Origin of the sequence: Martinezella calliandrae (assembly GCF_030272695.1) — a bacterium.
Lineage (GTDB): Bacteria > Pseudomonadota > Alphaproteobacteria > Rhizobiales > Rhizobiaceae > Rhizobium > Rhizobium calliandrae.
In genome coordinates this window covers 96563-123548 of the sequence record NZ_JARFYN010000003.1, presented here as the reverse complement: position 1 = coordinate 123548, position 26986 = coordinate 96563, and the positions used below count along the sequence as shown (strand labels likewise).

The window sequence follows — 26986 nt, the reverse complement described above, 5'->3', positions numbered from 1 at the left end:
GTGCCCGGCCGACTGGGTAAGCGGCGCTCTTGAGGAGTATCTTATCATGAAGATTTCATCCAAATTTCGATCAGTGGCGGTTGCCGCCATCGCCGCCGCGGGAGTTAGCTTTGCCGGCGCCGCGCATGCCGACAGCGGCACCATCCACTTCGCCGTCTACAAGGCCGCCTTCTTCGTCGGAGGTTCCGGCGGCGAGGGCACGCTGACCTTCCACGGTCACCGATATCCGGTCTCGATCGGCGGCATCTCCGGGGGCCTCGCCTTCGGCGCCTCCAAGACGTATTTCAATGGTACCGTGCGCCACATACGCCGCGCCCAAGATGTGACGGGCGTATATGGTGCAGCGGGTGGTGGCGGCGCGGTCGGCAGAGGAGCCCAGATGATCGTTATGACCAATGACAAGGGCGCACAACTCGAACTCACAGGCAGGCAGGTTGGCCTACAGGTCAATGCTGATATCAGCGGCATGAGCATCAACGTGAGGTAAGGGCCGTCACTCTGTTTCTTGGATAGGCCCGATTGCTAAAGTTGGCGATCGGGCACTTCCGGGGAGGGCGCCTTGGGACTCGTCCGCCGCGCCGGCTTCCGACGTTTGCACCATCTCACGCGCTGCTGATCTCGGGGAGGGAGCGTTGAGGTTGAGACAGTTACCGCTCCCGGATTGCGCAGGTCAGGTGGGTGACGCGCTGCGTCTGCTCTGGGTGGACCGAATCCAGGGCTAGCTGCCCGCATTCAGGCCCTCGAACAACCGGATTCCGGAGCCGAACAGCATGGGTGAGAGCGCGATCGAGAACTCGTCGATCAGGCCGGCGTTCACGTACTCCAGGATCGTTGCGCCGCCGCCTGCGATGCGGACGTCTCGGTCGGCGGCTGCGTCGCGCGCGTGGTGGAGCGCGGTCTCGATTCCGTCGTTGACGAAGTAGAAGGTCGTCCCACCCAATCGCTGCCAGGGGTCACGCTTCTCGTGCGTCACGACGAAGACCGGCGTGTGAAACCGGTGCCTCCTCGGGCCACGCCTGCTCTCCGAGGTCGAACATGCGTTTGCCCATCACGCTCGCGCCGGTGCGCTCGAACGTCGCCCGCACGATGTCGTTGTCGCGCCCTTCCTCGCCACCCTCGCCGATCTTCAATCTCTCCCGGAAGAACCGCTGCGGAAATATCCACTGCTGGAGTTCCATGGTATACGATGTATACATGGCAACCATGCTGCAAATTTTCGACGCCGCAAAGCAGGCGGTTTGAGCGGGAGGGACCTACCGGCGTCTCCATGGGTACGATTGCCAAGGACGTCGGTCTTACCGCGATGGCCATCTACCGGCACTATCCGGATAACGAGGCCCTGATGAACGCGCTCATACTAAACGGCATGTCGGCATGGGAGGAATGGCTTCGCAACCCCATTCATGGCTCCATGCGGCGAGCGAAGCATTTCTTGCTTTCGCGCTCGAGGAGCCACCACGCCAGTACGAGGCTGCCTTCCTTCTAGGTGCCTCACAGCGACCCCGAAATCGGAGGCAGTAAATTATCAAAAAATCAGCTTTTCAGGCAGCAACTCAAGTGGAATTACATTCTATGACGAGAAAATTTTGCAACAGAGCCGGCAAGGGTCCTACGCAGATGCTTAAGAGATACATCCCCCGCATTGGGTGCGGCCTTATGGTTGTACTCGCCGTAATCGTAACACTGTACTCCTCGCGCTACTACGCCGCGCTGGGTGGCATATGGTGGGATATCGATCCGAATATCGAGGCTGTCATATTGCAAGCGCCTCTCCAAGCGCTAATGCACATGCTCATAGCTCCCGCCGCTTTGGTCCTCGGACCGTTCCAATTTTTTCCGGGAATACGAATGCGCCATCCGAAGCTGCATCGCTGTTTCGGTCGAGTTTATGTCCTGGCATGCGTTATAGGCGGAATAGGAGCGTTCGCTACGTCACCATTTGCTTCAGGAGGGTTGGTCGCCAGTGTCGGCTTTGGGATCCTCGCGGTATTGTGGGTAGGCACTACTGTGGCCGCTTGGATTTCCGTTGTGCAAGGAAGGTTTGAGTGGCATCGGCTACTAATGCGATTCAGCTATGCAATGACCTTCGGAGCAGTCGCGCTACGCTTGCAGATTCCGATCGGTTTCGCGTTGGGCTACAGCAGTTATTCCAGCATGTCTCCGATTCTGGCGTTTACCTCGTGGATACCCAACGTCTTGATAGTGGCCCTGTATTCGATGTTTGAAGCCAGGCAACGTTCTCTGTCACTTGGGTTCAATGAAGGCCCCACACCCCGCGCTCCAAACACCGCCGGTCAATGAACATGCACGCATTTCGGCCTACGGCCGCGTCGGTGCGTTTGCTTATAGTCGGGTCCCCGCGCCGGTGTTCATCTAAAGCGCCTCCTTAACCGGCTTGTGGAGCGTCACTTTCTTATTTGCGCCGTTGTAGCTAATTTGGCGTTCGGTTTGGCGCGGCTCGCAGCACCTTCCACCGGCTTTGCGATGGCGCGCGCGGCGTGAAATGTGCTTCTAACAATTACGGACGCGCAAGGCCGTGTCACCGCTCGCGCCGAGGGACCCGCGCCGACGCTCTATTCCCGCATTGGCGATGTCTTCGCCTGGGCCTGTGCGGCAGGTGCGCGCTTTCCGTGAGTGGGAAGACATGACGCCCGGCCACTGGCGACGGATCAATTCTGCACCAGCAATGACTTGCTTCCGAACGCCAGTGAAGCTCGATCGACAGCAGTCTCCGCGCAAAGCAGGCCCGCGTTTGTTCCTACTCACTCCCACTCGATCGTACCGGGCGGCTTCGACGTCACGTCATACACCACGCGGTTTATCCCTCTGACTTCATTGATGATTCTGGTTGCTGCACGGCCGAGGAATTCCATGTCGTAACGGTAGAAATCGGCAGTCATGCCGTCGACGGAGGTGACCGCGCGGAGCGCACAGACGAATTCGTAGGTACGGCCGTCGCCCATGACACCGACGGTCTGGACTGGCAGCAGCACGGCGAAGGCCTGCCAGATAGCGTCGTAAAGGCCGGCCTTGCGAATTTCGTCGAGATAGATGGCGTCAGCCTCGCGCAGGATTTCCAGCTTCTCGCGAGTGATGCCGCCGGGGCAGCGGATCGCGAGACCGGGGCCGGGGAAGGGGTGGCGGCCAATGAAGCTGTCGGGAAGACCGAGCTCCTTGCCGAGTACGCGCACTTCGTCCTTAAAGAGTTCGCGCAGCGGTTCCACGAGCTGCATCTTCATGCGCTCTGGCAGGCCGCCGACATTGTGGTGCGACTTGATGGTAACCGAGGGACCGCCGGTGAAGGAAACGCTCTCAATCACGTCAGGATAGAGCGTGCCCTGACCAAGGAAATCGGCGCCGCCGAGCTTCTTGGCTTCCTCATCGAAGGTCTCGATGAAGAGGCGGCCGATGATTTTGCGCTTGGTTTCGGGGTCGCTGACGCCCTCCAACTCGCCGATGAAGCGATCAGAGGCGTCGACATGCAACAGATGCAGATTGTAATGCTCGCGGAACATCGTAACGACGTTTGCGGCCTCATCCTTGCGCATCAGGCCGTGGTCGACGAGTATGCAGGTGAGCTGATCGCCGACCGCTTCATGGATCAGCAGTGCCGCGACGGAGGAATCGACGCCGCCGGACAGCGCGCAGATAACGCGCTTATCGCCGACCTGCTCTCGGATCGCCTGCACCGCCTTGGCGCGATAGGCCGACATCGACCAATCGCCCTTGATACCCGCAATATTATGGATGAAATTGCTGATTAGTTTGGCGCCGTCGGGCGTATGCACCACTTCCGGATGGAACTGCACACCATAATATTTGCGCTTCTCGTCGGCGATAAAGGCAAAGGGCGCATTCGAGGAGGTGGCGACGACCTCGAAGCCTTCCGGCAGCGCGGTGACGCGGTCGCCGTGGCTCATCCAGACCTGATGGCGAGAGCCGGATGACCAGAGACCTTCGAACAGGGCGCAATCAGTGTTGACGTCGAGAAAGGCGCGGCCGAATTCGCGGTGATGGCCACTCTCCACCTTGCCGCCGAGCTGCATGCACATGGTCTGCTGGCCGTAGCAGATGCCGAAAACCGGCAGGCCGCTGTCGAAGATGATCTGTGGCGCTCGTGGCGAGCCTTCATCCACGGTCGAGGCTGGGCTGCCCGACAGGATCACCGCTTTCGGCTGCAGCCGCTTGAAAGCGGCTTCGGCGGATTGGAAGGGTACGATCTCGCAATAGACGCCCGCTTCACGCACGCGCCGTGCGATGAGCTGCGTCACCTGGCTGCCAAAATCGACGATGAGAACGGTATCTGGATGTGCTGTCTGGGTCATGGCGAGCCTTTAATGAAAAGCGCTTTCCCTGGCAATCGGGCAAATCGCGCCGGAGCCGATTTTATTGTCCCGATTGTCCTACATCGAACCGCATTGGCTGTGGAAGCCCTAAGCCGGTTTCGTGCGGTAATCCCGGAAGTAGAAAATGCTCAGAAGAACTAAAATGTCCGCACCAACATGGAAGCCCCAAAGGACAGGTTCCAAAAGCGGCTCGCCAAATTTGGCGACATTTTTATATGGCGTCTGTATGAGCATCTTATTTGGGTAGGCTGCGTATTGATCGCACGGATCGCCAGAAGATTAGAGATAGCAAAAATCATAAATCCAAGCGCCAGCAAGATACGCAACAAACTTCTGTCAGTTCCGATCGCAGGACGTGCAATAAACACTAGGTCGTCGATGATGTTGCCCAAAATGTTGATCAGAACCAGAATATGCCGTCCTCGAGCGCGGTAAACAGCCCGTCGACTGCATAGGAGAGCTTGCGGTCGATGACGTGCAGGTACTCTGTCCAACCGGAAATATGCTGCAGCTCGATCGCGCCGTCCGAAATGCCGCGCAGGCCGATCAGCGGCCGATCATAAATCTGGCAGGCGCGCAGCAAGGAGAAAGTTTCCATGTCCACCATGTCGGCGGCGATCCGGCCATAGGCATCAAGGCCGGAGATGACATTGCCGCCGGTCGAAAGGCTCGCTTCCGGGACGGCGGGAATGCGCAACGGCAGTTCGATTGTGGCGGGCAGGTCGAGGAAAGGCGTACGGCCCTTCTCAAAGCCCAGAGGCGAAGCGTCCATGTCGCGATAGGAAACCGAAGTGACCTGATAAACCTCCGTCTGTTCCAGCTTGGAAGATCCAGCCGACCCGAGCGAAACCACCATGTCCGGCAAATCGTCCTGCGCTTCCAGCTGAGCGAGCGCCCGCGTCATGGCAATGGCGGCCTCGACCGGGCCGACGCCGGTCATCAGCGGATCAATGCGGGAGCGCAGGAAGGGGCCGTATTCCGCCTCTGCCGCCATGACGAACAGGATCGATTTTCCCGATACACGTTTCAGTTCGAATTTCATCCGGTAATTCCCTCTCGGCCTCGGATGACCATCATTGTACCGGTCATGGAGGCAATCAGCTTGGCAGGTCCGTCGCTGATGGCATAGGCTCTTCCATCAGCGACGATGATTGTAGTGCCGGGCTTGGTGATTTCACCGCGAAAGAGAAAACGCTCGCCCCGTCCCGGCGACATCAGATTGACTTTGAATTCGATGGTGAGGATCGAAGCCGAAGGGTCGATGACGCTGTAGGCGGCAAAACCGCAAGCTGAATCCAGCGCCGCCGCGATGATGCCGGCATGCAGGATACCATGCTGCTGCGTCAGCTTCACGTCGAATGGCATCTCGATTTCGACCATGCCATGCTCCACGCGCGTGAGTTCCGCGCCAATCGTCGTCATCGCCGCCTGCCGGCGGAAGCTCGTTCGAATGCGCGCTCGAAAGTCGCCGCTGTTTTCCTCGGTCATCCTGTTCCCTTTCGCGGGTGCGAAATTGACATGGCAGGATAATTTGGACAAGGGCGATGCGATCGAATTCCACCTTGAAGGAACGATGGGTGATCGGCTTGTTTTTCTGTGATGGCCAGGTTTCGATAATGCTCAACATGAGATTGGATGGGAAACGAGATGACGACGATACTGCAATCGACCAGGGCCTTTGAAACCTGGATGCGTGCGCAACTCGGTGGCGACCTTGTGGAGGCCGATCTCGACAAGAAGTACAAGAAGATGAAGAGCGGCGCCTTCGTCTTCCTGCGCGCCACTTATTGGCGTTGGGCCGAGACGATCTTCGACATCTGCCCCGATCTTGCGAATGCTCCGCAAGTGCTGGCGATTGGCGATACGCATCTGGAGAATTTCGGCACCTGGCGCGACGAGGAGGGGCGGTTGGTCTGGGGTGCCAATGATTTCGACGACGCGGCCGTCATGCCCTATGCGCTCGACCTCGTGCGCCTGGCGACGAGTGCGATCCTGGCACGAAACTCCAGCTCCCCGACATCGCGCGCCATCGCCGAGGCGATCCTTGGCGGCTATCGCCGCGGTTTGAAGGCGCCTGCGCCCGTCATTCTGGAGCGTGATTACAAGTGGCTGCGCAATGACGTGCTTCTCTCGAATGGCGAGCGCAAGGCATTCTGGGACAAATACCGTGATCTGCCGCTCCCCGCCAAACCTGTGCCGACGCCCTATCTCGAGGCGCTGCGGCGGTCGCTGCCGGATGGTGGGCTCTCCTTCATCGCCAAGCCGCGCACGGCCGGTACCGGCAGTCTCGGCCGGCCGCGCTTCGTCACCAACGTCGAGTGGCGTGGGGGGCCGGTCGTCCGCGAGGTCAAGGCGCTCGCCCAGTCCGTATGGTCACTCAGGCACAATCCGTCCGACACTGTGATCCGCACGGCCGTCATTGCCTCAGGCCGTGCCCGCTCTCCCGATCCACATTACCAGGTGACCGACAACCTGTTGATCCGCCGACTGTCGCCGAACAGCCGCAAGATCGAAGTTGAGGGCGATGCGCAGATCCTGCTGTCGCCGGCCATGCTAGACCTGATGGGCTTCGAGATCGCCAATAGCCATGCCGATGACGCCTCCCGCATTCCAGTGATTCTGGCTGACCTCGACAAGCGAGAGGCAGACTGGTTGAGGAATTCCGCGAAGGCGGCTGCAGCTGCGATCGGCATGGAACAGACCGAATTCGCCAGGAACGGCTAAACCGGTAAAAACCGATCAATGACCTGCAGCTTCCAGGATCAGACGGGCGATCGTATCGGGATGCGAGATCAGCGAGAGGTGGCTGGCCTTCACCTCGATGGTCTTGGCGCCCATACGCTTTGCCATGAAGCGTTCCAGATCCGGATTGATCGTTCTGTCTTCGGTAGAGACCGCATACCAGCTCGGCTTGCTGCGCCAAGCGGCTTGGGTGGTCTTGCCGATCAGCAAAGCCTTATGGAAGGGTTCCTGCACGGCATAAAGCACCTTAGCCTTAGCCTCGGGCAGGTCGCCGGCGAAGTCGCGCAGAAAGGCTTCTTCCGTCAGCCGTCCTTCGTCGCCGTCGAAGACGATGCCTGCCGAAGCAGGGGGTGTCGGATATGTCTTGGCGAGCGCCGTATAGTCTTCGCCTGCATCTGGTGCGCGGGCCGCGACATAGACCAGCGAAGAAACCTTCGGATGCACGCCGGCTTCGGTCACGATCATGCCGGAGAAGGAATGGCCGACGAGGACTGTCAGGCCGTCCTGGCGATCTAGGACGCGTTGTGCTGCTGCGACTGCTTCGGGAAGCGTCGTCAATGGATTCTGCACCGCCGTGCACTTCAGCCCCTTGTCCTGCAGCCGCGCGATGACTTCCGTCCAGCACGAGCCGTCTGCGAAGAGCCCATGGGCGAGGACAACATTGCGAGCTTTCAATGGCGCGGGTATCGCCGGGCTCGAGGTCGGCTCGCTGGCGGCCATGCCGCGTGCGGAAATCAGGGAGGCGGCGGCGCCGGCAACGAGCGCGGTTGCGAAATTCCGTCTGGTCATCATCTTTATCGTAGTCCTTGTGGCGTTGAGGATAAATGGGCAGCAGAAAGCTGTCCGCGCCGGACGTCGGAGCGGTGAGCTTCTCGAAAGTTTCCTATTTCTGGGGGCGACATCCGTCCTAACACACGGATCGAAGTTGCCCGTCTTGCATTCCGATTCGGTACCGAGGCTGTTTTGTGTATGCAAAAATACGTTCAGCTGCTATTTTTGTATTCTTAATGGCGCCATTGGTCAATGTATGGATGCGTAACAGTTGCGTGATGTGGTATTTGTATGCGAAGATGATGCAAAGAGATATTTCTGCATACAAGCCACAGTGGATATCGGAGACCTGGGAATGACAGATGGGTTGGATAATGCGGCTGAAGATCGCGAGTTGTTGTTCGATCGTATCCGCAACGCGCTGGCCGACGAGATCGCGACCGGTAAGCTGGAGGCAGGTGCTGCACTGGACGAGCAGCAGCTTGCCGATCGCTTCGGCGCCTCGCGTACCCCGGTGCGCGAGGCCTTAAGGCAACTGGCGGCGAATGGTCTGGTCGAAGTGCGTGCTCGGCGCGGGGTCGTCGTTGCCCGCATGACGCCCGAACGCATCATGGACATGTTCGAGACCGCAGCCGAAATCGAGGCCATGTGCGTTAGGCTCGCCACCTATCGCATGACGCCCCTGGAGCGTAGTCACCTGATCGAATTGCACGATGCATCCGAGCCTATCGTGAAAAAGGGCGATTTCGATGCCTACGATACATTTAACCGCGCATTCCACGAGGCGATCTATCACGCGACCCACAACAGCTTCCTTGCCGAAGAGGCAATTGCGATACGTCATCGCCTGATGGCCTTCCGCCGCGCCCAATTGCAGCAGGAGGAGCGCCTCGATAGATCCCGGGCGGAGCATGAAGCCATCATGCAGGCAATCGCAGAGGGTGATGGGGAGATGGCGTCGCGGCGCATGCGGGCGCATATGCTGAATGCGGCGACGGCGTTGCGGCGCTTCATTGAAGCCAACAAGTTTGGTTAGGTAAGATCCGGATCAGCCTCGGGCGATGCGCACGATGTGCTGGTCCCAGGCCACATCGCTGTGCTCGCCCAGGAAATCACCGTCATAGGAGGAAACCGCAAACCCATGCCGTGCCGGCGCTATACCCGCCGCATCCGACATGCTCTCGACCTTCAGCACTACCCCGGTCTTTGCATCCAGCGTCACCGACGTGCCTTCGATCGGCGAGGTGACTCCGACGAGGTTTTCGGCGCGGTTGACGGCGATGGCGCCGATATAATTGCCGAGGGCGCGAGTGGTGTCGTCGGGTAGGCGGACGAAGGTCAGGTCCTCGCCCTTGGCAAAGTGACCGATGAGCGGTGGCAGGTCGTTCCGGCGGCCTTCATACTGGCAGGCGAACCAGACGCGGCCTTGGGAATCGATATCGACATGTCGAGTGGAGACCTGGGCGTATTGCGGCGGCAAGGCGTGCTTCTCGATCAGCCGGCCGGTGGCGACGTCGATCAGCGTCAGCGACGGCTCCATATGATCGAGGTTGAGCTTGGTGCGGCCGAAATCCGGGTGGGTCTCGATGCCGCCATTGGCGACAATCAACAGTTTCCCGTTGTCGGAAACGGTCATGTCGTGTGGCCCGGTACCGTAGGTTTCGTATTCTCCGATGCGCGCGAAGCGATTGCGGGCGTCGTAGATGCCGATCACCCCCCTGTTCTTGCCGAAGTCGTTCTCGCTGGCAAAAAGCAGCTTTCCATCGGGGGAAAACGTTCCGTGGCCGTAAAAATGCCGGCCCTCGCCCGAGGTAGTGACGATGGGCTCTCCCTTGTTCCAGGGATCGAAGATCATCGCATAGGTGCCGGGGCGACGGGCGAAGGCGACCGTCTTGCCGGTCACCTTGGAAAAGGCCATTCCATGGGCGCGCGCGGGCAGCGCCACCTGATCAAGGATCTGGCCGCGCTCGGTAACCGTCGCCACCGCGAATGTGCCGTCGGATGCGCGGATGCCGGAAGCGTAGACCGCATCGGCTCGCTCCAGCGCCATCAGCGCAGCCGGCTTCAAGGCCGCCAGAAAGGTCAACCCCGCCGCCCTGACGAAGGCCCTGCGATCGATCAACGCGCTTCGCATCGCCATCAATCCCCGTCGGCGAAGGAGAAACCGGCAGAGAGGCCAATCGCGCCGCCGTAATCGTCGCTAAAAGCAGTGGTGAGGTCGCGGCTGACATTTAGCAGCTTGTCGATTTCAGCGCGCCCGACATCATTGCCGATCGCCGCTTCGACATCTGGATTGACCGTCGGCGCGGTCACGGTCAGCTCCTTCAGCAGACTGTCGATCTTGTCTTCAATGTTGCGTTTGTCGACGGGCAGGAGGTCAGCCATGCCGGCCTTTTCCCAGAGCGTTTTCAGTCCTTCGAGGTTGCCTGATAGCGAGGCCCACGTGTTGCCGGAACGCCAGTAGATCGCCATTTTCGGCCGCGCCGTCGCGGGATCACCCTTGTAGAAGGTTTCGAGCCGCTGATCCCGAACATTCTCAGCGCCGTGTACTAGGATACCGAGCAGCGCCGTCACGGCTTCCTTGTTGTCCATGAAGTCGTCGCTTGTATTGCCCGGATTCTTCCAGGACTTCTGCACACCATGCGGATCGTCCCATTCGTCGGCGATGTCCTTAGCCGTGCTTTCGATATTGCCGGCGACGGCCGCGCCATAGCGGCAGCGGAATCCTTGCTTTTCGGTGCTGAGAACGCTGGAGTCATTGCCGTAGAGCACATATTCCAGCGCCGTGAGGCTCATCAGCGCCACGCTCTTGCCGGCGACCGCCTCGACCGTGGCGTCGTGCTCGTCGGCCTTGGCGATCAGCGCCTGCACTTGTCTCAAGCCGACGCCCTTGCGGTCGGGATAAAAGAGGATGTGCTCGAAACGGTTCTTTTCGATGATCGGCCCGGTCTGCACGATCTCGATGCGCGACCAGCTTTTGACCGCATCGCCGAAGGCGGACTGGGCGTTGGCGAGGCTTGTGGCAGAGGGATCGGCGCAGAGCGCCTTCATCGCCGTGGTCAGTTTCGTGGCGCTGTCATACATGGTCCGGTATCCGGGGCGGATGACGTCATCGACCGCCTTCTGCAACACCGCCGGCACGGCTGCTTCATTCAGCCCGGCGCCATCGGCCGTCGCCTCCTGGGCGCTAGCCGGTAGAGCCGCAAGGCTGAGGAGAAAGCTTGCCGCGAGGGGTTTCCAGTGGCGCATTAGAGGGACTCCAGAAAATTGATGAGCGCTTGCCTGTCGTTTTGCGACAGGTTTGCGAAGTTATTGCGGGCCTTTTCCGCCTCTCCTCCGTGCCAGAGGATGGCTTCCGTGAGTGTGCGGGCGCGGCCGTCATGTAGGTAGGCTTGCTGGCCGCTCACCTTTTGCGTCAGGCCTATACCCCAGAGCGGCGGCGTCCGCCAATCCCGTCCGGACGCCACACCGACCTGCTGGCCGTCCGAGAGCCCGCCGCCCATGTCGTGCAGAAGGAAATCTGAATAGGGCCAGATGAGCTGGAAAGCCTGCGCCGTCGCCTTGCCATCGCTGCCCTTGAGATCATCACGGGTGACGAATTTCGGCGTGTGACAGGCAGCGCAGTCGGATTGATAGAAGATTTCCTTGCCGCGCAGCACATCGGGAAAGCTCGCCTTGCGGCGAGCAGGCACGGAGAGGTTTTCGGAATAGAAGGTGACAAGATCGAGAATCGGCCCGGGTGCTTCCGTGTCGCCAAGACGTTTCTGCACGCCGGTTGGCAGGGCAAGGCAAGGCGCTTCCTTGGCTGTACAGTCGCCGTGGGCGTTTGGCTGGTCGGGCGTGGAAATGCCGATATCGTTGAGGAAAGCGTCGGCGACCTGATCGCGCACGGTGGCGTTCTGCGCCTTCCAGCCGAAACGACCGAGCACGAGCCGTCCGCTGCGATGATCGCGGACGATGGCCGCGCGGCCGCGAATGCCGTCGCCGTCCCTGTCGTCGGGATCGGCACGGGCAAGGATATCGGCATCGGCAATGGCCTCGATCAGGCCGAGACCGATCATCGGAGGGGCCACACGCGGTGAGACAGTCGTCGTGTCGCCGAGCGGACCGTAGGCGAGGTCGGTCGCCGAATAGTGCGGTTTGCGCAGAGAAACGGTTTCGCCTCCCGGTAGCGTCAGCGTTTCCTCGGTATAGGTGACGGCCACCTTGCCCTCTGCGTCGAGGCCTGGCACGGCGAGATCCTGCAACTGGACGCCATAGGTCGCATCCGGAAAATTGAGCGCCTTGAAATCCTTGACGGCCTGTTCCTCTTCCGGTGTGATTGCCGGCCGCCCTAGCCGCAGCACCATCGACGTGGCGGGAGCTCTTGACGTCTCCAGCGGATGACCCCGGCCATCCCTGATGTGACAGCTCTGGCAGGAGCGGGCGTTGAACAATGGCCCCAACCCATCGGTTGCTTGCGTGGAGGAGGGCGAGGAGACCCAGAGCTGACGGAATAGCGCATTGCCGAGATGGAAATTCTCTTGGCGTTCCAGGCCCAGATTGGCGGACGGCTGCGAAAAGATATTGCGGCTGACGGGTGCGATCGATGTCGTCGCGCCACTCTCCATCGCCTCATAAGGCTCAGCCTTGGAAAAATCTGCAGTCGGGCGGGTAACGTCCTGAACCCGCTTCAGGGTGTCTGCCGAGAGATCGGTTCGGATAGCCGGGAAATTCAGCACGTCGGCTGCTGCCAGCGTTACGGCAGAAACCACAAAGCCCGCTACGAGGGCGGGCAAGAATGCGTGGCTGGCCGGAATGCGGATCATCTGGTTCAGGGCGGCAGCACCGTCGGATGCCGCCGCCCCCCTTTTGTTACTTCTTGAAGACGGCGTTAGGATTATCGAGACTGTCCGAACCTTCAAGCTTGATCGTGCCGAGATCGAGTTCGGCGACAATGCGCTGGATAGTCTTCGTCTGGTCGAGCAGTCCGTCGATTGCTTTCTGGACGGTGGCGTTGCCGACGGTATTGCCCTCGGCAATCATCTGGTCGTACTTCTCAACCGTCTCGCCGCGATGAACCATGGCCTTCATGGCTTCAAGCGTCGCGTTCAGCTTGCCTTCCATCTCCTTGTCCAATGCCTTGTCCTTGGCGGCGACGAGATCGTGAAGCGACGGGCCCTTCATCTTGGTGCCGTCGACCCGCGAATAGTTGCCGTTATAGGCGGCAGCGATGCCGATGGCGGCATTGTTGTGGGAGTTGTAGGTGTTGTCGGAGAAGCAATCGTGCTCTTGCTCGGGGTCGTGCAGAAGCAGGCCGAGCTTCATGCGCTCGCCGGCGAGTTCGCCATAGGAGAGCGAGCCCATGCCGGTCAGGATGGCGGCAAGGCCAGCCTTCGGATCCGCTTCGATATGTTTGGTGGCCTCGCCATCCGGCGCCCAGTCATTCGTCATCTCCTGCATCGCGGCGACGAGTAGGGTCGAGGCCGATTTCAGATATTCGCCGCGGCGGTCGCAATTGCCGTGCGTGCAATTCTTCAGGTCATAGTCGGTGGCGGGGCGTTCGCCGGCGCCCGGGCCGGTGCCGTGCAGGTCCTGGCCCCAGAGCAGGAATTCGATGGCGTGATAGCCTGTCGCGACGTTGGCTTCGACGCCGCCGGCCTGCTGCAGCGTGCCGGAGAGGAATTCCGGCGTCAGATGCGAAGCGTCGACATCCTTGCCGTTGATCTTGATCGTCTTGTTGGCGATGACGTTGGCGACATAAAGCGAATTTTCATCGCTTTCGGTGCCGTAGGAGGCGTCCACATAGTCGATGAGGCCTTCATCGAGCGGCCAGGAATTCACCGCGCCTTCCCAATCGTCCACGATCGGATTGCCGAAACGGTAGACTTCCGTCTGCTCGTAGGGAACGCGCGCCTTGATCCAGGCAGCCTGGGCAGCCTTCAGCGTCTTGTCGCTGGGATTGGCAAGCAATGCGTCGATCGCTTTGTCCAGTGTCTGCGCAGTGGTCAGCGCGTCCTGATATTTGGCATGGCCCACTTCGGCATAGTACTTGATGATGGCCGCCGGCTCGGGAGCGGCTGCGAGCGCTGGAAGGGCGGACATGGCAGTCGAGGCGACGGCCAGCGCCAGAGGGGCGCCAAAATTGACTTTCAGTTTCATGATCCTCTCCTATGACAGCGGGCCGCCGTCCGAAACTTGGAAATTTGTGTCATGTATTAAAAACAAACTGGTGTCAAATACTCTAGTTTGGAATGACTTTAAGGCACGAGCTTATTTGACTTGGCGTCAGCTACGGAGTGGATTTGCCTGAAAAGGCGGCAGACGCTGGTTGAGGAACGGGCGCATCTCGGGACGACATCGTGCATTGATGCTCCTGGGCTCGCATCCAGTCGGGCTTTGACGCGTTGGCGGGTTGGCGGAGTGAGCCTTCCTACCCCTTCCGCCGCAAGCGACAGAAGAAGAAGCCGTCGGTATCGGTCGAAGCCGGCGTCAGCGTGATGGTCTTGCCGTCAGAAGAGTGCGGCATCGGCGCGTCGCTGCCGAATAAGTCCTCCCAGGAGCTTAGCGCCTCGACCACTTCGAAGTCCGGATTGTTGGCCGTGAAGCGGTTGACCTGCATCTCATTTTCTTCCGGCAGGACCGAGCAGGTGACATAGAGCAGCATGCCGCCGGGGCGGACGAATTCGCCGGCCTGGGCCAACGCCTCCTGCTGCTGGCTGGTGCGTTCGTCGAGGTTCTTCTGCGTCAGTCGCCATTTCGTATCGGGGCGACGACGCCAGGTGCCCGTGCCGGTGCAGGGTGCGTCCACCAGCACCTTGTCGAATTTGCCGCGCAGGGGGAGCAGGCCGCTTCTTTCGTCGTGGACCTGAACATTGCGCGTGCCGGCGCGCTTCAAACGCTCGATGATTGGCGCCAACCGGCGGCGATCGGAATCATAGGCATGGACCTGCCCTTTATTGTGCATCGCCGCCGACATGGCGAGCGTCTTGCCGCCGCCGCCGGCGCAATAGTCGAGCACCTGGTCGCCCTCTTCGGGCAGAACGAGATCGGCGACGATCTGCGACCCCTCGTCCTGCACTTCGAACCAACCCTTCTGGAAGGAAAGTTCGGCGGTGACATTGGGCAGACGCGACGCCCCTTCGCCGGCAGGGATGCGGATGCCGTAGCGGGCGATCTTGGAGGCCTGGGCTCCGGCGCGTTCCAGCGCCTTCACCGCCTTGGCGCGGCTGGCCTTCAGCACATTGGCGCGCAGATCGAGCGTCGGCCGTTCGGCCAATGCCCGTGCCTCGGCAAGCCAGCCGTCGCCGAATGCCTGTTGGAATGAATGTTCGACCCATTCAGGAATGTCGCCCTGGATATAGCGAGGTGCATCCTCGATCCTGCGGGCGGAAAAGGCCGCCAGCGCGTCGGCACTTGGCGGTTCGGGCGCAAATTTGTCGCCTTCGAGTTCCGATGCCAGCGCCTCTGGGACGAGACCCCATTGCCGAAAGAGCACGGCATGGGCAAGCGCAGAGGGGCTGTCGTCACCCATCAGCCAGGCATGCGACAGTCGCATGCGCAGAGCGTCGTAGACGATATTGCCAATTGCGGCACGGTCGCCGGAACCGGCAAAGCGATGGGCCAGTCCCCAATCCTTCAGGGCGTCGGCCACCGGTCGCTTGCGCGCTTCGATATCGGCAAGAACTTCGATGGCACCCTGCAGCCGGCCGCCCAGACGCATTCACTATTCTCCTGCTTGCGCACGACCCCGAAATCACGCGGATTGCCGGAAGGCCCATGCGCCCAACAAAGTGGTCACTGACACCTCATCAATCCGCACGAATTAAGCACGTGGCGGCAGATTATTGAGACGTCTCAACCGCGTGGTAGCCGCGATTGACGGAGAGAGCAAGCGTCACACCAAAACGCCAGGATTCGTTCCGGCGAATCCATCGGTCACTTCGAGGCGACAACCTCGTAACAAACCTTCGCCGTGCCGGAGGATACCATGCCGATATCCTGTGCAGCAGCCCGGGAGAGATCTAGCACGCGCCCTCGAACGAAGGGCCCGCGATCGTTGACGCGAACGAAAACGCTCCGGCCGTTATGGCTGTTGGTGACCTTTAGACGGGTGCCGAAGGCAAGCGAGCGGTGGGCGGCAGTAAAGGTACCCGAACTCATACGTTCCCCGGAAGCAGTCTTGGAATGTCCCCCGTACCATGATGCACCCCCGCATCCCGTTGCTGCAAATGCGTCCGTAGAGAGGATAGCAAATGCGGCGGATATAGTTGCGATGATTGCAATAGAACGATTGATTTTCTTCAAACCGATTTTCCCTCAAACAATTGAACTTGCGCCTTGTGAGCGGCGGGGGCTTAAATCGGGCGAAAAATGGCGAAAAAGCGCCTAGAGGTATCACGGAATGTTACGGAATGTAACATTCGTGATTTGTAGCGTAATATATTATATATAGCTAAAATTAAGGTTTGGTGGAAAAAACCTAATGGAATCAGTTAAAAACCGAACGAATTTTCCCAAACTCTCACTGCAATGCGAAAGATCACGAAATTTGAAAAAATAATTTTCCGACTTCGCCTTAATTACTGCCGCATTTGTGCAATTTCAGAGATCATTAACCATAATTGCGGAGAAAATTGAACTAACCAATATGGGTTAGTAGGAATTTTCGTGCGATTCTTTTGGGCTATCTTCGCTCTCGCTTAGCCCCGCCAGCGCCCCGAGGACCAGAGCTCGGCAAGCGACATGCGGTATTCTGGATATCGGAATGGAAAGCCGAGGGTCCGCAGTTTTGCGTTCGAAACCCGCTTGTTCTCACCATAGAACGAACGCGCCATAGGCGTCAGTTCGGAAGTTTCGAAGGGCTGTTCCGGCGGCGGCTCGATCCCCATCAAACGGGCAGCCTCGACGATGACATCCTGCGGCGGAGCGGGCTCGTTGTCGGTGACATTATATATACCGCCCAGCTGACGAACGGAGAGGAACTTGGCACAGGCACCGATGTCTTCGACGCGGATGCGGTTGAACACCTGGTTCGCCTTGATCAGCCGCCGGGCGGTGCCTTTTTCCAGATTGCAGAAGGCATTGCGGCCGGGGCCGTAGATGCCGGCAAGTCTGAGCACGGAAACAGGAATGCCGAGCCTGATGCCGACGCGGTGCCAGCCGTCCTCCGCTTCGACGCGTTCGACAGAGCGGTCAGCGACCGGATGCAGCGGTGTGTCTTCGTTGACCCATGCGCCCTTGTGGTCGCCATAGACGCCGACAGTGGAAAAATAGCAAATCCACTCGAGCTTCGGCATGAATGCACGGATATTCAGATGCGCCAGCCGCAGCAGCGGGTCACCCGCCTTGCCGGGAGCGATCGACTGGATGAGATGGGTCGCGGACTTCATCGCCTCGCTCAGTGCCGGATCGAGCGTCTCGCCGTCAAAGACGAAAGCCTCGATGCCCTCCTTGGCGAGGGGAGCGGTCTTGTCGGCCGAACGGGTCGTGCCGGTGATCCGAATACCGCGGCCGGCAAACGCCTTGGCGATGGCCGTTCCCGAGTAGCCGCAACCGAAAATTATCACATGCATCGCGCAACTCCTGCCATGGTCCATTCGGCGCGGACATCCGCGTCCGGCTCGTCGCCTCTTTCTGCCGCAAAAGTGCCGAACTCGCCAGCGGTCATTAACCGCGACAGCGCCCAGACGGCCATGCCGCGCACAGCGGGCGAGGGATCGTCCGCTAGAACACGGCATACCGCGATCAACCCGCGTTCCCCGGAATTGCCGGCCGCGATCAGCACATTGCGAATAAAGCGATCGCGGCCGATGCGCTTCACCGGTGAGCCGCTGAAGAAGCTGCGAAAGGCGGCATCGTCGAGTGTCAGCAGAAAGCTGATCGATGGTTCCTTGAGGTCTTCGCGGGCGGCCAATTTCATCTCGGATGCGGCGCTGGCGAATTTGTTCCAGGGGCAGGCCGCAAGACAGTCGTCGCAGCCATAGATTCGATTGCCGATCAGTGGGCGGAGCTTCGGATTGATGGGTCCTTTATGCTCGATGGTGAGATAGGAGATGCACCGGCGCGCGTCGAGCTGGTACGGCGCCGGGAAAGCAGCTGTCGGGCAGGCGTCGAGACAGGCGCGGCAGGACCCGCAGCGGTCGATCTCGGCTTCATCCGGATCGAGATCGGCTGCCGTGAACATTGAGCCGAGAAACAGCCAGGAGCCATGCGTGCGGCTGACAAGATTGGTATGCTTGCCCTGCCAGCCGAGCCCTGCGGCGGCAGCCAACGGCTTTTCCATGACGGGCGCCGTGTCGACGAACACCTTGACGTCTTCCTGCGACCGCGCGGCAAAGCGGGTGGCGATCTCCTTCAGCCGGCCCTTGATGATGTCGTGATAATCCCGGTTGCGGGCATAGACGGAAATGGCCGCCTTATCGGGCTTCTCCAGAATGCCGCGCGGGTCTTCCTCTGGGCCGTAGTTGAGACCGAAGACGGCGATGGAGCGCACATCGCTCCAGAGCATATGCGGATCGCCCCGGCGTTCACGCGTCTCTTCCATCCACGCCATGGTGCCGTGGAAGCCTTGCTCGATGAATTGATTGAGCCTGATCCCTGCTTCGGGAATGGCGTCCGAGCGCGTGATGCGGCAGAGATCGAAACCCTGCCTCCGGGCTTCCTCGCGAAGAAAGGCGGTCAGCGTGTGCCGTCGTTTGCTTTCTTTTTCTGTTGCACGGTCTTCGGGCATATCCAGCCCTCGTCAGAAATCCAGATCGGCGTAGTGGGATACGGGCGTGATGCCGCGCACGCGTTCCGCCAGGATCGGCCGGAAAGACGGGCGCGATTTCAGCCGTTGATACCACTCCTTGGCAACGGGCGATTCCATCCAGTCGATCTCACCGAGATAATCGAGAACGGAAATCGAAGCGGCCGCCGCGAGATCCGCATAGCTCAGCCGGTCGCCGGCGAGCCATTGGCGGGAGCCCGCGAGCCAGGAGAGATACTTCATGTGCTGGCGGATATTACCCCGAGCCATGCGCATCACCTTGGAATCAGGGGCGCCGCCGCCCTGATCCGCTGTCATCTGCAATTTATACACCCGTTCGCGCACCAAAGGCCGCGTCACGTCCTGTTCCATCTTCTGCATGAACCATTCCGTCAGCCGGCGGATCTCCGCGCGCTGGAAGGGGTCTTCGGCCAAAAGGCGGCGGTCTCGCTTCAGGACGCCATGCGTTTCGTCGAGATATTCGGAAATGACGGTTGCGCCACAGAGTGCCCGCATGCTGTCGTCAACATAAACGGGCAAGGTGCCTGCCGGATTGAGCGCCAAAAAGTCACGTCGCTTTTCCCATGTCTGTTCCTCGATAAGCTCCGTCTGATAACCGTATTCGGTCAGGATCAGACGGACGAACCGTGACGGAGATGACATTGAGTGATGATACAGCGTCGGCATTGATACTCAGGCTTTGCGATTGATGCTTATGGAAGTCTCGGGTCCAGCTTTCTGCGGCCCTGTCATACGTCATCGGTTGAAGCTATAGGAGTTTGGCCTAGCTAATACAAGCGAATCGGACCACCCCCCGCCGTCTGACAAAGGACACAATATGGCTGAACAAATTATTATCGCTCTCTTTTTAGGCCTCGTGGAAGGCCTCACGGAGTTCATTCCCGTATCCTCCACGGGCCATTTGATATTGATCGGACATTTCCTCGGCTTTGATGGAGCTGCCACTTTCGACGTTCTGATCCAGCTCGGCGCAATCCTTGCCATCTTGCTTGTCTATTTCAACCGCCTCGTTCAAATCGCAAAGGCGCTGCCGGTCAGCGTTAAGGCTCGCCACTTCGTGCTGGCCGTCCTTTTCGGCTTCCTGCCGGCTGCCGTCATCGGAGCAATCGCACATGATTTCATCAAGACCGTGTTGTTCGATTCGCCCAAGGTAATTTGTATCTCGCTGATCCTCGGTGGCATCGTCCTGCTCGTCATCGACAAGATCCCGTTCAAGCCCAAATATACCAGCGCCTACGAATTTTCCTGGCCGATGGCGATCAAGATCGGTTTCTTCCAGTGTCTGGCAATGATCCCCGGCACGTCGCGTTCCGGCTCGACCATTGTCGGCGCCCTGCTTCTCGGCGCCGACAAGCGTTCGGCAGCGGAATTCTCCTTCTTCCTCGCCATGCCGACCATGGCCGGTGCATTCGTGCTTGACCTGTGGAAAAGCCGTCATGACCTCAGCATGGACCAGGGCCTCCTGATCGTCATCGGATTCGTCACCGCTTTCATATCGGCTCTGTTCGTAGTCCGGGCGCTGCTCGACTTCGTCTCGCGTCGTGGCTACGCCCCCTTCGCTTGGTGGCGTATCGTCATTGGCGCCCTTGGTCTGGTCGGGCTTTACACGATCGGCTGAGGCGCATGCTCTGAAGCCGCAATTTTGGGAAAAACGAAGGCCGGTAAAAACCGGCCTTTTTCGTGCTCGATCAGTTCGGGGAAGTGGGTTCGATGGAGCCAGTCGTGCAGGGGTCGACACCATAGGTCGGAGTGCATTCGCCCTTCACCGAAGCGATGCTGCCGCGGGCCACGAAAGAGCCAGCGAGAATCACCAGTGCCGCGCACGCAAACAAAAGCGCGATAGACTTGCCCATCGAAGAATGCCTTTCCGCAGAAGTGAAGCGCGTCCCAAATCGGTCCTTTGCCGGACTGGACGACGCGCGGTTGTGTTAGTCAGTGAAACGACTAATAGCAATAAATGTTCATGTTAAATTTGACGTTAATGCTACTATTTTCGCAGTGCGGCTTTTCGGCAACGCCAAGCTGTGGACCGAGGTGAAAAGGCGCCTTTTGGAGGGCCGGAACCGAGGCGGCCTGAAGACATGAAAACGCCGCCTGGGCAGAACCAGACGGCGCCTCAATTTCCCATTCGGCGGTGTATCAGGCCGCCTTGCCCGAACCGGTGAACTGGCCCTGCGGACGATAGCGCACCAGATAGGACGGCAGTACCGAGATGAGCAGGGTCGGCAGCACGCCTATACCCTTCAGTGTGCGGCCTTCCGCCTCGGCTTCCTTGGAAACGACATTGTCGCTCTTCAGCAGGCGAACCTGGTCAGGCGTGATCGGTGGGGTGACGAGCGGTATGGCCGAAGCGATGCCGCCAATGAAGGAAGCGAGGCCAAACGGCAGCGAAACCAGCGACTTCTTCCGGTTAATGACGGAAAGCGTCGTTTCGAGACATTCGCGGAAAGAAAGCACTTCCGGACCCCCAAGTTCATAGGTCGTGCCGGCCTTGAGCTTGCCGTCGACGCTGCGCGCGACTGTCTCCGCGACATCCTCGACATAAACCGGCTGGAACTTCGTGTTGCCGCCGCCGATCACCGGCAGGAAGGGCGCAGTGCGCGCCATATCGGCGAACTTGTTGAAGAAGCCGTCCTCCGGACCGAAAACGATCGACGGGCGCAGGATGACGGCATCCGGCTTGATCGACAGGATGGCGGCTTCGGCGCGCGCCTTGGTGCGGGCATAAGCCGAAGGCGAATTGGCGTTGGCGCCGATGGCGGAGATGTGGGTCAGCGATGCGCCGACGCCGCGTGCTGCTTCCGCGATGGCCTTGGCGCCGAATTCCTGCACGGCGTCGAATGTATTGCGGCCGCTTTCGGCGAGAATGCCGACGCAATTAACCACATGCTGCGCGCCTTCGACGGCGCGGTCGATGGAGTTGCGGTAGCGCAGGTTCGCCTGGACAATTGAGATCTGGCCGAGATTGCCCTGCGGCTGCAAAAAGCCGGCGAGATCGGGGCGACGCACGGCGACGCGGATGCGATAGCCGCGCTTGGCAAGCACGCGGACGACATGCCGTCCGATGAAGCCCGATCCCCCGAACACGGTGACGAGCGGCGGAAGGTTGGACAGGGTCATGGCAGGCTCCTCGAAAGGCTTAGATAAGGCTGATCTGGCTTCGTCTTAACCGATCCGGAGGCCGAGGTGAAGTGCCATCACGCCGCATGTTCTGGCTGCTTTTTAAAAGCCTTAGACGCCTTCGACGACCAGCATTTCGGCATCGGCCACTTCCTGGCGGATTTTAGCAGCGATCTGGTATTCCGGCGAGTTATAGCAATCGACGGCATGCTGCAGCGACGGGAATTCGATGACGACGTTGCGGCCGCGCGCCTGACCCTCGAGCGGCGTGAAAGCTCCGCCGCGGGCGAGGAAAATCGCGCCGTATCTCTCGAAAGCCGGCTTGGCGGCGGCAACGTAATCCTTGTAGCGCTCGGGGTCACGCACATCCACGCGTGCGATCCAATATCCCTTTGCCATATCCGGTCTCCCCTTTCCTGCGATTTAGAGGGCAGCGTCCATTTCCGCCAGGATAGCACGGGCGGCTTCCTTCGGATCGGGCGCTTTGACGATGGGCCGGGCGACGACGAGATGGCTCGACCCAGCCTTGATCGCCTCAGCCGGCGTCATCACGCGCTTCTGGTCGCCCTTGTCACTGCCGGCGGGGCGAATGCCAGGGGTCACCAGCGCCATGTCCGGGCCGATGATCTTGCGCACGGCGGCGGATTCCTCGGCCGAGCATACGATACCGCCCATGCCGGCAAGGAGCGCCTGTTCGGCACGTCGCAACACCAGTGTATGCGGGTCATATTCGTATCCGGCGGCAATCAGGTCCTGCTCGTCCATGGAGGTCAGCACGGTGACACCGAGCAGGCAGAGATCTGAACCTTTGGCCGCGGCGACGGCTGCCTGCATCGCCTTCGGATAAGCGTGCAGCGTTAGCATCGACATGCCCATCTTGACGATGTTTTCGACGCCGGAAGCGACGGTGTTGTCGATATCGAGCAGCTTCATGTCGAGGAAGATCTTCTTGCCGCCTGCGGCAAGGTCGCGCGCAAATTCCAGACCGCCGGCAAAGGCGAGCTGATAGCCGATCTTGTAATAGAGAATATCGTCGCCGAGCGCCGTGACGACTTTTTCGGCTTCCTGAAGGTTTGGAACGTCCAGTCCGACGATCAAGCGGTCGTGTGCGGTCATCTCAAGCCCATCCCTGCCAATCTTCCATAGGCGTCCAGTCGCATGAGATGGCGCGCTTCGCAAGATCGAAACAGAAAAGATTGCCGCCACCCGCGGGTTGATCGCCCTGTCGCGCGATCGGCTTTCCCTCCACGTGGCATTTCAGCAATGTCCCGACGCCGCCATGTCCGACGAAGGCAATTGGCGTGTGCTGGTTGTGCCGCGAAAGAACGGCTTCGACATGCAAGACTATCCGCGCCTGCGCATCGATCGCGCGCTCCCAGCCTTTGAAGCTTTCGTGCGGGTGGGCAAAGAACCAGTCCGCCGCCTTCTCGAATTCGAACGGGGCCAGAAAGCCCGTGGCGCTGCGGTCGTTCTCGTGCATGGCTTCGATGATCTCGACCTTCGCGTCACTTGCCGTCGCCAGGATCTCGGCAGTCTCGATCGCCTTGCGTTCACCGCTGGAGACTATCAGACCAAGCTCACCCGCCCAAGGGCGGCTCGCAGCAGTTTTCGCCCGCGCTGCACCAACAACGGAAAGGCCCCATTCCGGAACTGGCACCGAGGGATCGATGTGCACCTGCGGGTGAGTGATATAGAGGGCGAACATCGGAGCAGAATTCCATGCTGAATGGTTGCGGAGCAGGAATATGTCCAGCCGAAACACCGTGACAAGGCGATTCTTCTTGGAAGCGTTAACCCCGGCGATAGATCCAGAGTTGCGCCGGCGGGATGTTGCGGACGATAAAGTCGAAGTGCTGGATATGGTAGCGATCCGGCCGGGCGATGATCGGTGACACCGGACCATAAGATATCTGCACTACAGGCCGGCCGCGCGGCATGCGATCCAGCAGGCTTTCAAGCAGCGCCACGCGCGCTTTCATCGGAAAATTCAGCAGCGGAATGCCGGATACGACGGAATCGAACGTCTGGCCGCGCAAGACTCCAAGCGTCTTATCGAGATCGAAGGCGTCGCCATTGATGAAATGCACGCCGGGATAGAGACGAAGGAGATGATTGTAGAAGTCGGTGGAATATTCGATGGCGACGAGATTTTCGGGTTCGAGGCCACGCGCCAGGATCGCCTTGGTGATCGCGCCGGTTCCAGGGCCGAGCTCCAGCACCGGCAGACCGGAATGGGTGTTGACGACGCTCGCCATCTTGCGAGCGGTGATCGAGGATGTCGGAACGATCGAACCGACCGTTTTCGGGCCTTGCATCATGCCTTTGAAGAAACGGATTTCTTCGTCGAATTTTTTGCCAAGTCGTTCCTTGAGACGCAGCGCCATGCTCTCCCCCACCAGATTCGTACAGTTGCGACTCACAAATCTCTTATATCTTATCCTGCAATATTGTGACGCAATAACAGGAGAAAATGTCGCAATCAACAAAGGCTAAAATAAAGGCGCCCTCCTTTCGCTCATATGAACGCATGAAGGGCGCTTCGGTTTCGTTAGACGCGCATCGGCATCAGGACGTAGAGAGCATCGTCACCCGCGGTATCACGGATTAGCGTCGGCGAACCGGCATCGGCAAGCAGGAAGATCGCCGCATCGCCGGACAATTGCGCGGTGATATCGAGCAGATATTTGGCGTTGAACCCGATTTCCATCGCGTCCATGTCGTAGCCGACGGCAACTTCTTCCGTAGCGCTGCCGGAGTCGGGATTGTTGACGGTCAGCAGCAGTTGGCCGTCCGACAGCGCGAGCTTCACGGCGCGACCGCGCTCGGATGAAATGGTCGAGACGCGGTCGACAGCCTGGGCGAAGGTCTGGCAATCGACTCTCATTTCCTTGTCGTTACTGGTCGGGATGACACGCTGATAATCGGGGAAGGTGCCGTCGATCAGCTTCGACGTCATGACGATCGAGCCGATCGTCATGCGGATCTTTGCATCGGACACTTCGACCGTCACGATGGCATCCGGGCTATCGACCAGCTTCTGCAATTCGCCGACCGTCTTGCGCGGGATGATAATGCCCGGCATGCCTTCCGAGCCCGAAGGGGCATCGACATCGGCGCGGGCGAGACGGTGACCGTCGGTGGCCACGGCCCTCAGCTTCAGATCACCCTTGCTTTCGATCGTGTGGAAGAAGATGCCGTTCAGATAATAGCGGGTTTCTTCGGTGGAAATCGCAAACTGCGTCCGGTCGATCAGCATCTTCAGGTCCGCTGCCTTCAGCTTGAAGGAATGGCTGAAGCTGCCGGCGGTGAGGTCCGGGAAATCGGATTCCGGTAGGCATTGCAGTGAGAATTTCGAACGGCCCGAGGCAACTGTCATCGAGCTGCCGTCGGCATTGGTGGCGAGAAGCACTTCCGAACCGTCCGGCAGCTTGCGCACGATATCGTAGAGCAGATGCGCCGGCACGGTGGTGGCGCCGGCCTTCTCAACAGTGGCAGGCGTCGCCTCGGTGATTTCGAGATCGAGGTCGGTCGCCTTCATGTCGAGGCCCGTGCCCTCGGCCTTGAGCAATACGTTGGACAGGATCGGGATCGTGTTGCGACGCTCCACCACACGATGCACGTGGTTCAGCGATTTCAGGAGGTTCGACCGCTCAATTGTAATACGCATGATGCTACCGCTTTCGACCGTTACTGCCCGGGCGGCCAAAGGCGCCCGAAGGATGCTTTTCGGACAAGGCCCGAGATTGGACGGGCAAAATGACAGAACTCAGCACGAGAATGCAAGAGGCATCGGGATTTGCCACACGTCATTTCGGCATTTGCCCGAGAATGCTCACAGGATTTGCGCCGCTCTTGCCGTCAGGCCGTACCTCGCCCATAAAGACGATGATTTCGAGGCGAATTCAGGGTCGGCATGAGCGACGAACACACAAGCGGCGGAACGCGCAGCTTCCGCCTGCATAATACCACAGTTCCCGCGCGGCCGCTTGAGTCGGCGCTTTATCTCGTCGCCACGCCGATCGGCAATCTTGGTGACATCACGTTGCGGGCACTTGAGACGCTCGCCGGTGCCGATGTTCTTGCCTGTGAGGATACGCGTGTCACGCGCGTGCTGCTCGACCGTTACGGCATCCAGAACAAGCCCGTCGCCTATCATGAGCACAATGCCGACGAGGCAGGGCCGCGGCTGCTGCAGGCGCTAGAAGCCGGCCGCTCGGTGGCACTGGTGTCCGATGCCGGCACGCCGTTGGTCTCCGATCCCGGTTATCGTCTGGCGCAGCAGGCGATCGAGGCGGGTTACCGTGTGGTGCCGATCCCAGGGGCGTCAGCGCCGCTTGCCGCGCTGGTCGGCTCTGGCCTGCCTAACGATGCCTTTTTCTTCGCCGGTTTCCTGCCCGCCAAGGATAAGGGCCGCCGCGACCGGCTGGCCGAGCTTGCTGCAGTTCCCGCGACCCTGATCTTTTTTGAATCACCCCATCGCATCGGCGCGACGCTCGCTGCGGCCGCCGATGTCCTCGGCGGCGAGCGCAAGGCGGCCGTCTGTCGCGAACTCACGAAGACCTTCGAGGAATTCCGTCGCGGCACGCTCACGGAGCTCTCGGTATTTTATGAGGCCGTCGAGCATGTGAGAGGCGAAATCGTGCTGCTCGTAGGCCCGCCGGCGGAAAGCGTTGCGGCGGAGGCGGATGTCGAGGCAATTCTCACCGAACTCGCGCGGTCAATGCCGACCGCCAAGGCCGCAGGGGAGGCGGCGCGCCTGACCGGCCTGCCGCGCAAGGATCTCTATCAGCGCCTGCTCGATATGAAGGAGCGGCCCGAGAGAAAACAACATGACTGAGACCGGCGAGAGGCTGAAGCGGCGGAAAGCCTGGCGGCGCGCCCATGTCGGCGAATATGCCGCAGCACTTTTCCTGTTTTTCAAGGGCTATCGCATCCTCGCCATCCGCCACCGCACCAAGCTCGGCGAAATCGACATCAGCGCCCGCTCTCGCCGTCTTCGTCGAAGTCAAGGCCAGGCTACGATATCGTCGCCATCTCCCCGGCCGCTGGCCTCGGCATTTTGCGGATGTTTTTTTCAGGCAAGGCGACAACTTCGCAGTTGATGCGAAGCTAATCGGCGTCAGATTGTTGGGGATTTGAGCGCAGCTGACGCAATCTCAGGGCGTGCGCTTTTCCGACGTCAATTGCGGAATTTCGCAAACCATCACGGGGGCGTCATAAAACGGGCCTATTGCCGGGACGATCGCTCTTACGCCGC

Annotated in this window: 30 protein-coding genes and 1 pseudogene; 9 read left to right on the top strand and 22 right to left on the bottom strand. The window is 59.9% G+C overall.

Annotated elements, in window-relative coordinates:
• Positions 1 to 46 precede the first annotated feature (46 nt).
• Positions 47 to 487 carry a lipid-binding SYLF domain-containing protein gene (locus PY650_RS03565; RefSeq protein WP_285877683.1) on the top strand — a complete coding sequence of 147 codons (441 nt, stop codon included), beginning with the start codon at positions 47 to 49 and terminating at the stop codon, positions 485 to 487.
• A 231-nt stretch (positions 488 to 718) separates the two neighbouring features.
• On the opposite strand, the gene PY650_RS03560 is transcribed toward PY650_RS03565, so the two are convergent.
• Together PY650_RS03560 and PY650_RS03555 are read right to left on the bottom strand one after the other, a co-directional pair.
• Positions 719 to 973, bottom strand: a complete 255-nt coding sequence (locus PY650_RS03560) for a dihydrofolate reductase family protein (RefSeq protein ID WP_285877682.1) — start codon at positions 971 to 973, stop codon at positions 719 to 721.
• Entirely contained in the window at positions 954 to 1196 is a 243-nt protein-coding gene (locus PY650_RS03555) for a hypothetical protein (protein WP_285877681.1), read from the bottom strand. The genes PY650_RS03560 and PY650_RS03555 overlap by 20 nt, the downstream gene beginning before the upstream one ends.
• On the opposite strand from PY650_RS03555, the gene PY650_RS03550 reads away from it, so the two are divergent.
• The 3 genes from PY650_RS03550 to PY650_RS03545 all read left to right on the top strand — a co-directional run bounded on the left by PY650_RS03550 (position 1187) and on the right by PY650_RS03545 (position 2634).
• A complete protein-coding gene (locus tag PY650_RS03550; protein ID WP_285877680.1) occupies positions 1187 to 1486 on the top strand; it encodes a TetR/AcrR family transcriptional regulator in 300 nt (99 codons plus the stop codon). The two genes, PY650_RS03555 and PY650_RS03550, sit on opposite strands and share 10 nt — an antisense overlap.
• A gap of 86 nt (positions 1487 to 1572) precedes the next feature.
• Positions 1573 to 2301, top strand: coding sequence for a DUF2306 domain-containing protein (locus PY650_RS37315; protein WP_432761484.1), 729 nt, complete (start codon positions 1573 to 1575; stop codon positions 2299 to 2301).
• A gap of 204 nt (positions 2302 to 2505) precedes the next feature.
• Entirely contained in the window at positions 2506 to 2634 is a 129-nt protein-coding gene (locus tag PY650_RS03545) for a hypothetical protein (protein WP_285877679.1), read from the top strand.
• A gap of 128 nt (positions 2635 to 2762) precedes the next feature.
• Here PY650_RS03545 and guaA read toward each other — a convergent pair whose 3' ends face one another.
• The 3 genes from guaA to PY650_RS03530 form a co-directional block, all read right to left on the bottom strand.
• On the bottom strand, positions 2763 to 4325 hold the full coding sequence (guaA, locus tag PY650_RS03540) for a glutamine-hydrolyzing GMP synthase (RefSeq protein ID WP_285877678.1): 1563 nt from the start codon (positions 4323 to 4325) through the stop codon (positions 2763 to 2765).
• A 421-nt stretch (positions 4326 to 4746) separates the two neighbouring features.
• Positions 4747 to 5388 (bottom strand): 5'-methylthioadenosine/S-adenosylhomocysteine nucleosidase, encoded by a 642-nt coding sequence (locus tag PY650_RS03535; protein ID WP_285877677.1) that lies wholly within the window; start codon positions 5386 to 5388, stop codon positions 4747 to 4749.
• Entirely contained in the window at positions 5385 to 5834 is a 450-nt protein-coding gene (locus PY650_RS03530; protein ID WP_285877676.1) for a PaaI family thioesterase, read from the bottom strand. The genes PY650_RS03535 and PY650_RS03530 overlap by 4 nt, the downstream gene beginning before the upstream one ends.
• Before the next feature lie 159 nt (positions 5835 to 5993).
• Here PY650_RS03530 and PY650_RS03525 point away from each other — a divergent pair, with 159 nt between their 5' ends.
• Positions 5994 to 7070 carry a DUF2252 family protein gene (locus PY650_RS03525; RefSeq protein ID WP_285877675.1) on the top strand — a complete coding sequence of 359 codons (1077 nt, stop codon included), beginning with the start codon at positions 5994 to 5996 and terminating at the stop codon, positions 7068 to 7070.
• Positions 7071 to 7085: 15 nt separating this feature from the next.
• Here the strand turns inward: PY650_RS03525 and PY650_RS03520 are convergent, their stop codons facing one another.
• Positions 7086 to 7880 (bottom strand): alpha/beta hydrolase, encoded by a 795-nt coding sequence (locus PY650_RS03520; protein ID WP_285877674.1) that lies wholly within the window; start codon positions 7878 to 7880, stop codon positions 7086 to 7088.
• 334 nt (positions 7881 to 8214) lie between these two features.
• Here PY650_RS03520 and PY650_RS03515 point away from each other — a divergent pair, with 334 nt between their 5' ends.
• A complete protein-coding gene (locus tag PY650_RS03515) occupies positions 8215 to 8895 on the top strand; it encodes a GntR family transcriptional regulator (RefSeq protein WP_285877673.1) in 681 nt (226 codons plus the stop codon).
• Positions 8896 to 8907: 12 nt separating this feature from the next.
• On the opposite strand, the gene PY650_RS03510 is transcribed toward PY650_RS03515, so the two are convergent.
• From PY650_RS03510 to PY650_RS03470, 9 genes are all read right to left on the bottom strand, one after another.
• Positions 8908 to 9993 (bottom strand): DUF1513 domain-containing protein, encoded by a 1086-nt coding sequence (locus PY650_RS03510; RefSeq protein WP_285877672.1) that lies wholly within the window; start codon positions 9991 to 9993, stop codon positions 8908 to 8910.
• Between the two features lie 5 nt (positions 9994 to 9998).
• Complete coding sequence (locus PY650_RS03505; RefSeq protein ID WP_285877671.1) at positions 9999 to 11108, bottom strand: imelysin family protein; 1110 nt, start codon at positions 11106 to 11108, stop codon at positions 9999 to 10001.
• Positions 11108 to 12667, bottom strand: coding sequence for a di-heme oxidoreductase family protein (locus tag PY650_RS03500; protein WP_285877670.1), 1560 nt, complete (start codon positions 12665 to 12667; stop codon positions 11108 to 11110). Before PY650_RS03500 ends, PY650_RS03505 begins: the two co-directional genes overlap by 1 nt.
• Positions 12668 to 12713: 46 nt before the next feature.
• Entirely contained in the window at positions 12714 to 14000 is a 1287-nt protein-coding gene (locus PY650_RS03495; RefSeq protein ID WP_285877669.1) for an imelysin family protein, read from the bottom strand.
• Positions 14001 to 14271: 271 nt separating this feature from the next.
• Complete coding sequence (locus tag PY650_RS03490; protein ID WP_285877668.1) at positions 14272 to 15561, bottom strand: RsmB/NOP family class I SAM-dependent RNA methyltransferase; 1290 nt, start codon at positions 15559 to 15561, stop codon at positions 14272 to 14274.
• 215 nt (positions 15562 to 15776) lie between these two features.
• A complete protein-coding gene (locus tag PY650_RS03485; RefSeq protein WP_285877667.1) occupies positions 15777 to 16145 on the bottom strand; it encodes a septal ring lytic transglycosylase RlpA family protein in 369 nt (122 codons plus the stop codon).
• Between the two features lie 395 nt (positions 16146 to 16540).
• Positions 16541 to 17413, bottom strand: coding sequence for an SDR family oxidoreductase (locus PY650_RS03480; RefSeq protein WP_285877666.1), 873 nt, complete (start codon positions 17411 to 17413; stop codon positions 16541 to 16543).
• Positions 17404 to 18570, bottom strand: coding sequence for a tRNA epoxyqueuosine(34) reductase QueG (gene queG / locus PY650_RS03475; RefSeq protein WP_285877665.1), 1167 nt, complete (start codon positions 18568 to 18570; stop codon positions 17404 to 17406). Before queG ends, PY650_RS03480 begins: the two co-directional genes overlap by 10 nt.
• Before the next feature lie 12 nt (positions 18571 to 18582).
• Positions 18583 to 19275: a glutathione S-transferase family protein gene (locus PY650_RS03470; RefSeq protein ID WP_120702886.1), complete on the bottom strand. Its 693-nt coding sequence runs from the start codon at positions 19273 to 19275 to the stop codon at positions 18583 to 18585.
• A 151-nt stretch (positions 19276 to 19426) separates the two neighbouring features.
• Between PY650_RS03470 and PY650_RS03465 the strand changes: the two genes are divergently transcribed.
• Positions 19427 to 20227, top strand: coding sequence for an undecaprenyl-diphosphate phosphatase (locus tag PY650_RS03465; RefSeq protein ID WP_285877664.1), 801 nt, complete (start codon positions 19427 to 19429; stop codon positions 20225 to 20227).
• 70 nt (positions 20228 to 20297) lie between these two features.
• On the opposite strand, the gene PY650_RS03460 is transcribed toward PY650_RS03465, so the two are convergent.
• The 7 genes from PY650_RS03460 to dnaN all read right to left on the bottom strand — a co-directional run bounded on the left by PY650_RS03460 (position 20298) and on the right by dnaN (position 25396).
• Positions 20298 to 20462, bottom strand: coding sequence for a hypothetical protein (locus tag PY650_RS03460; protein WP_285877663.1), 165 nt, complete (start codon positions 20460 to 20462; stop codon positions 20298 to 20300).
• 286 nt (positions 20463 to 20748) lie between these two features.
• On the bottom strand, positions 20749 to 21729 hold the full coding sequence (locus PY650_RS03455) for a complex I NDUFA9 subunit family protein (RefSeq protein ID WP_285877662.1): 981 nt from the start codon (positions 21727 to 21729) through the stop codon (positions 20749 to 20751).
• Positions 21730 to 21840: 111 nt separating this feature from the next.
• Complete coding sequence (locus PY650_RS03450) at positions 21841 to 22128, bottom strand: DUF1330 domain-containing protein (protein ID WP_285877661.1); 288 nt, start codon at positions 22126 to 22128, stop codon at positions 21841 to 21843.
• Between the two features lie 24 nt (positions 22129 to 22152).
• The gene (gene pyrF, locus PY650_RS03445) at positions 22153 to 22845 is read right to left on the bottom strand and encodes an orotidine-5'-phosphate decarboxylase (RefSeq protein ID WP_285877660.1); all 693 of its coding nucleotides are present in this window, start codon (positions 22843 to 22845) and stop codon (positions 22153 to 22155) included.
• A gap of 1 nt (position 22846) precedes the next feature.
• Complete coding sequence (locus PY650_RS03440) at positions 22847 to 23434, bottom strand: histidine phosphatase family protein (RefSeq protein WP_285877659.1); 588 nt, start codon at positions 23432 to 23434, stop codon at positions 22847 to 22849.
• Between the two features lie 85 nt (positions 23435 to 23519).
• On the bottom strand, positions 23520 to 24113 hold the full coding sequence (gene pmtA, locus PY650_RS03435) for a phospholipid N-methyltransferase PmtA (RefSeq protein WP_285867905.1): 594 nt from the start codon (positions 24111 to 24113) through the stop codon (positions 23520 to 23522).
• A 164-nt stretch (positions 24114 to 24277) separates the two neighbouring features.
• The gene (gene dnaN / locus PY650_RS03430; RefSeq protein ID WP_285877658.1) at positions 24278 to 25396 is read right to left on the bottom strand and encodes a DNA polymerase III subunit beta; all 1119 of its coding nucleotides are present in this window, start codon (positions 25394 to 25396) and stop codon (positions 24278 to 24280) included.
• A gap of 246 nt (positions 25397 to 25642) precedes the next feature.
• Between dnaN and rsmI the strand changes: the two genes are divergently transcribed.
• Positions 25643 to 26566 (top strand): 16S rRNA (cytidine(1402)-2'-O)-methyltransferase, encoded by a 924-nt coding sequence (rsmI, locus tag PY650_RS03425; protein WP_285877657.1) that lies wholly within the window; start codon positions 25643 to 25645, stop codon positions 26564 to 26566.
• Positions 26559 to 26745: pseudogene (locus tag PY650_RS03420) on the top strand (YraN family protein); the annotation flags it as partial. The gene rsmI and the pseudogene PY650_RS03420, both read left to right, overlap by 8 nt.
• Positions 26746 to 26986: the final 241 nt, after the last annotated feature.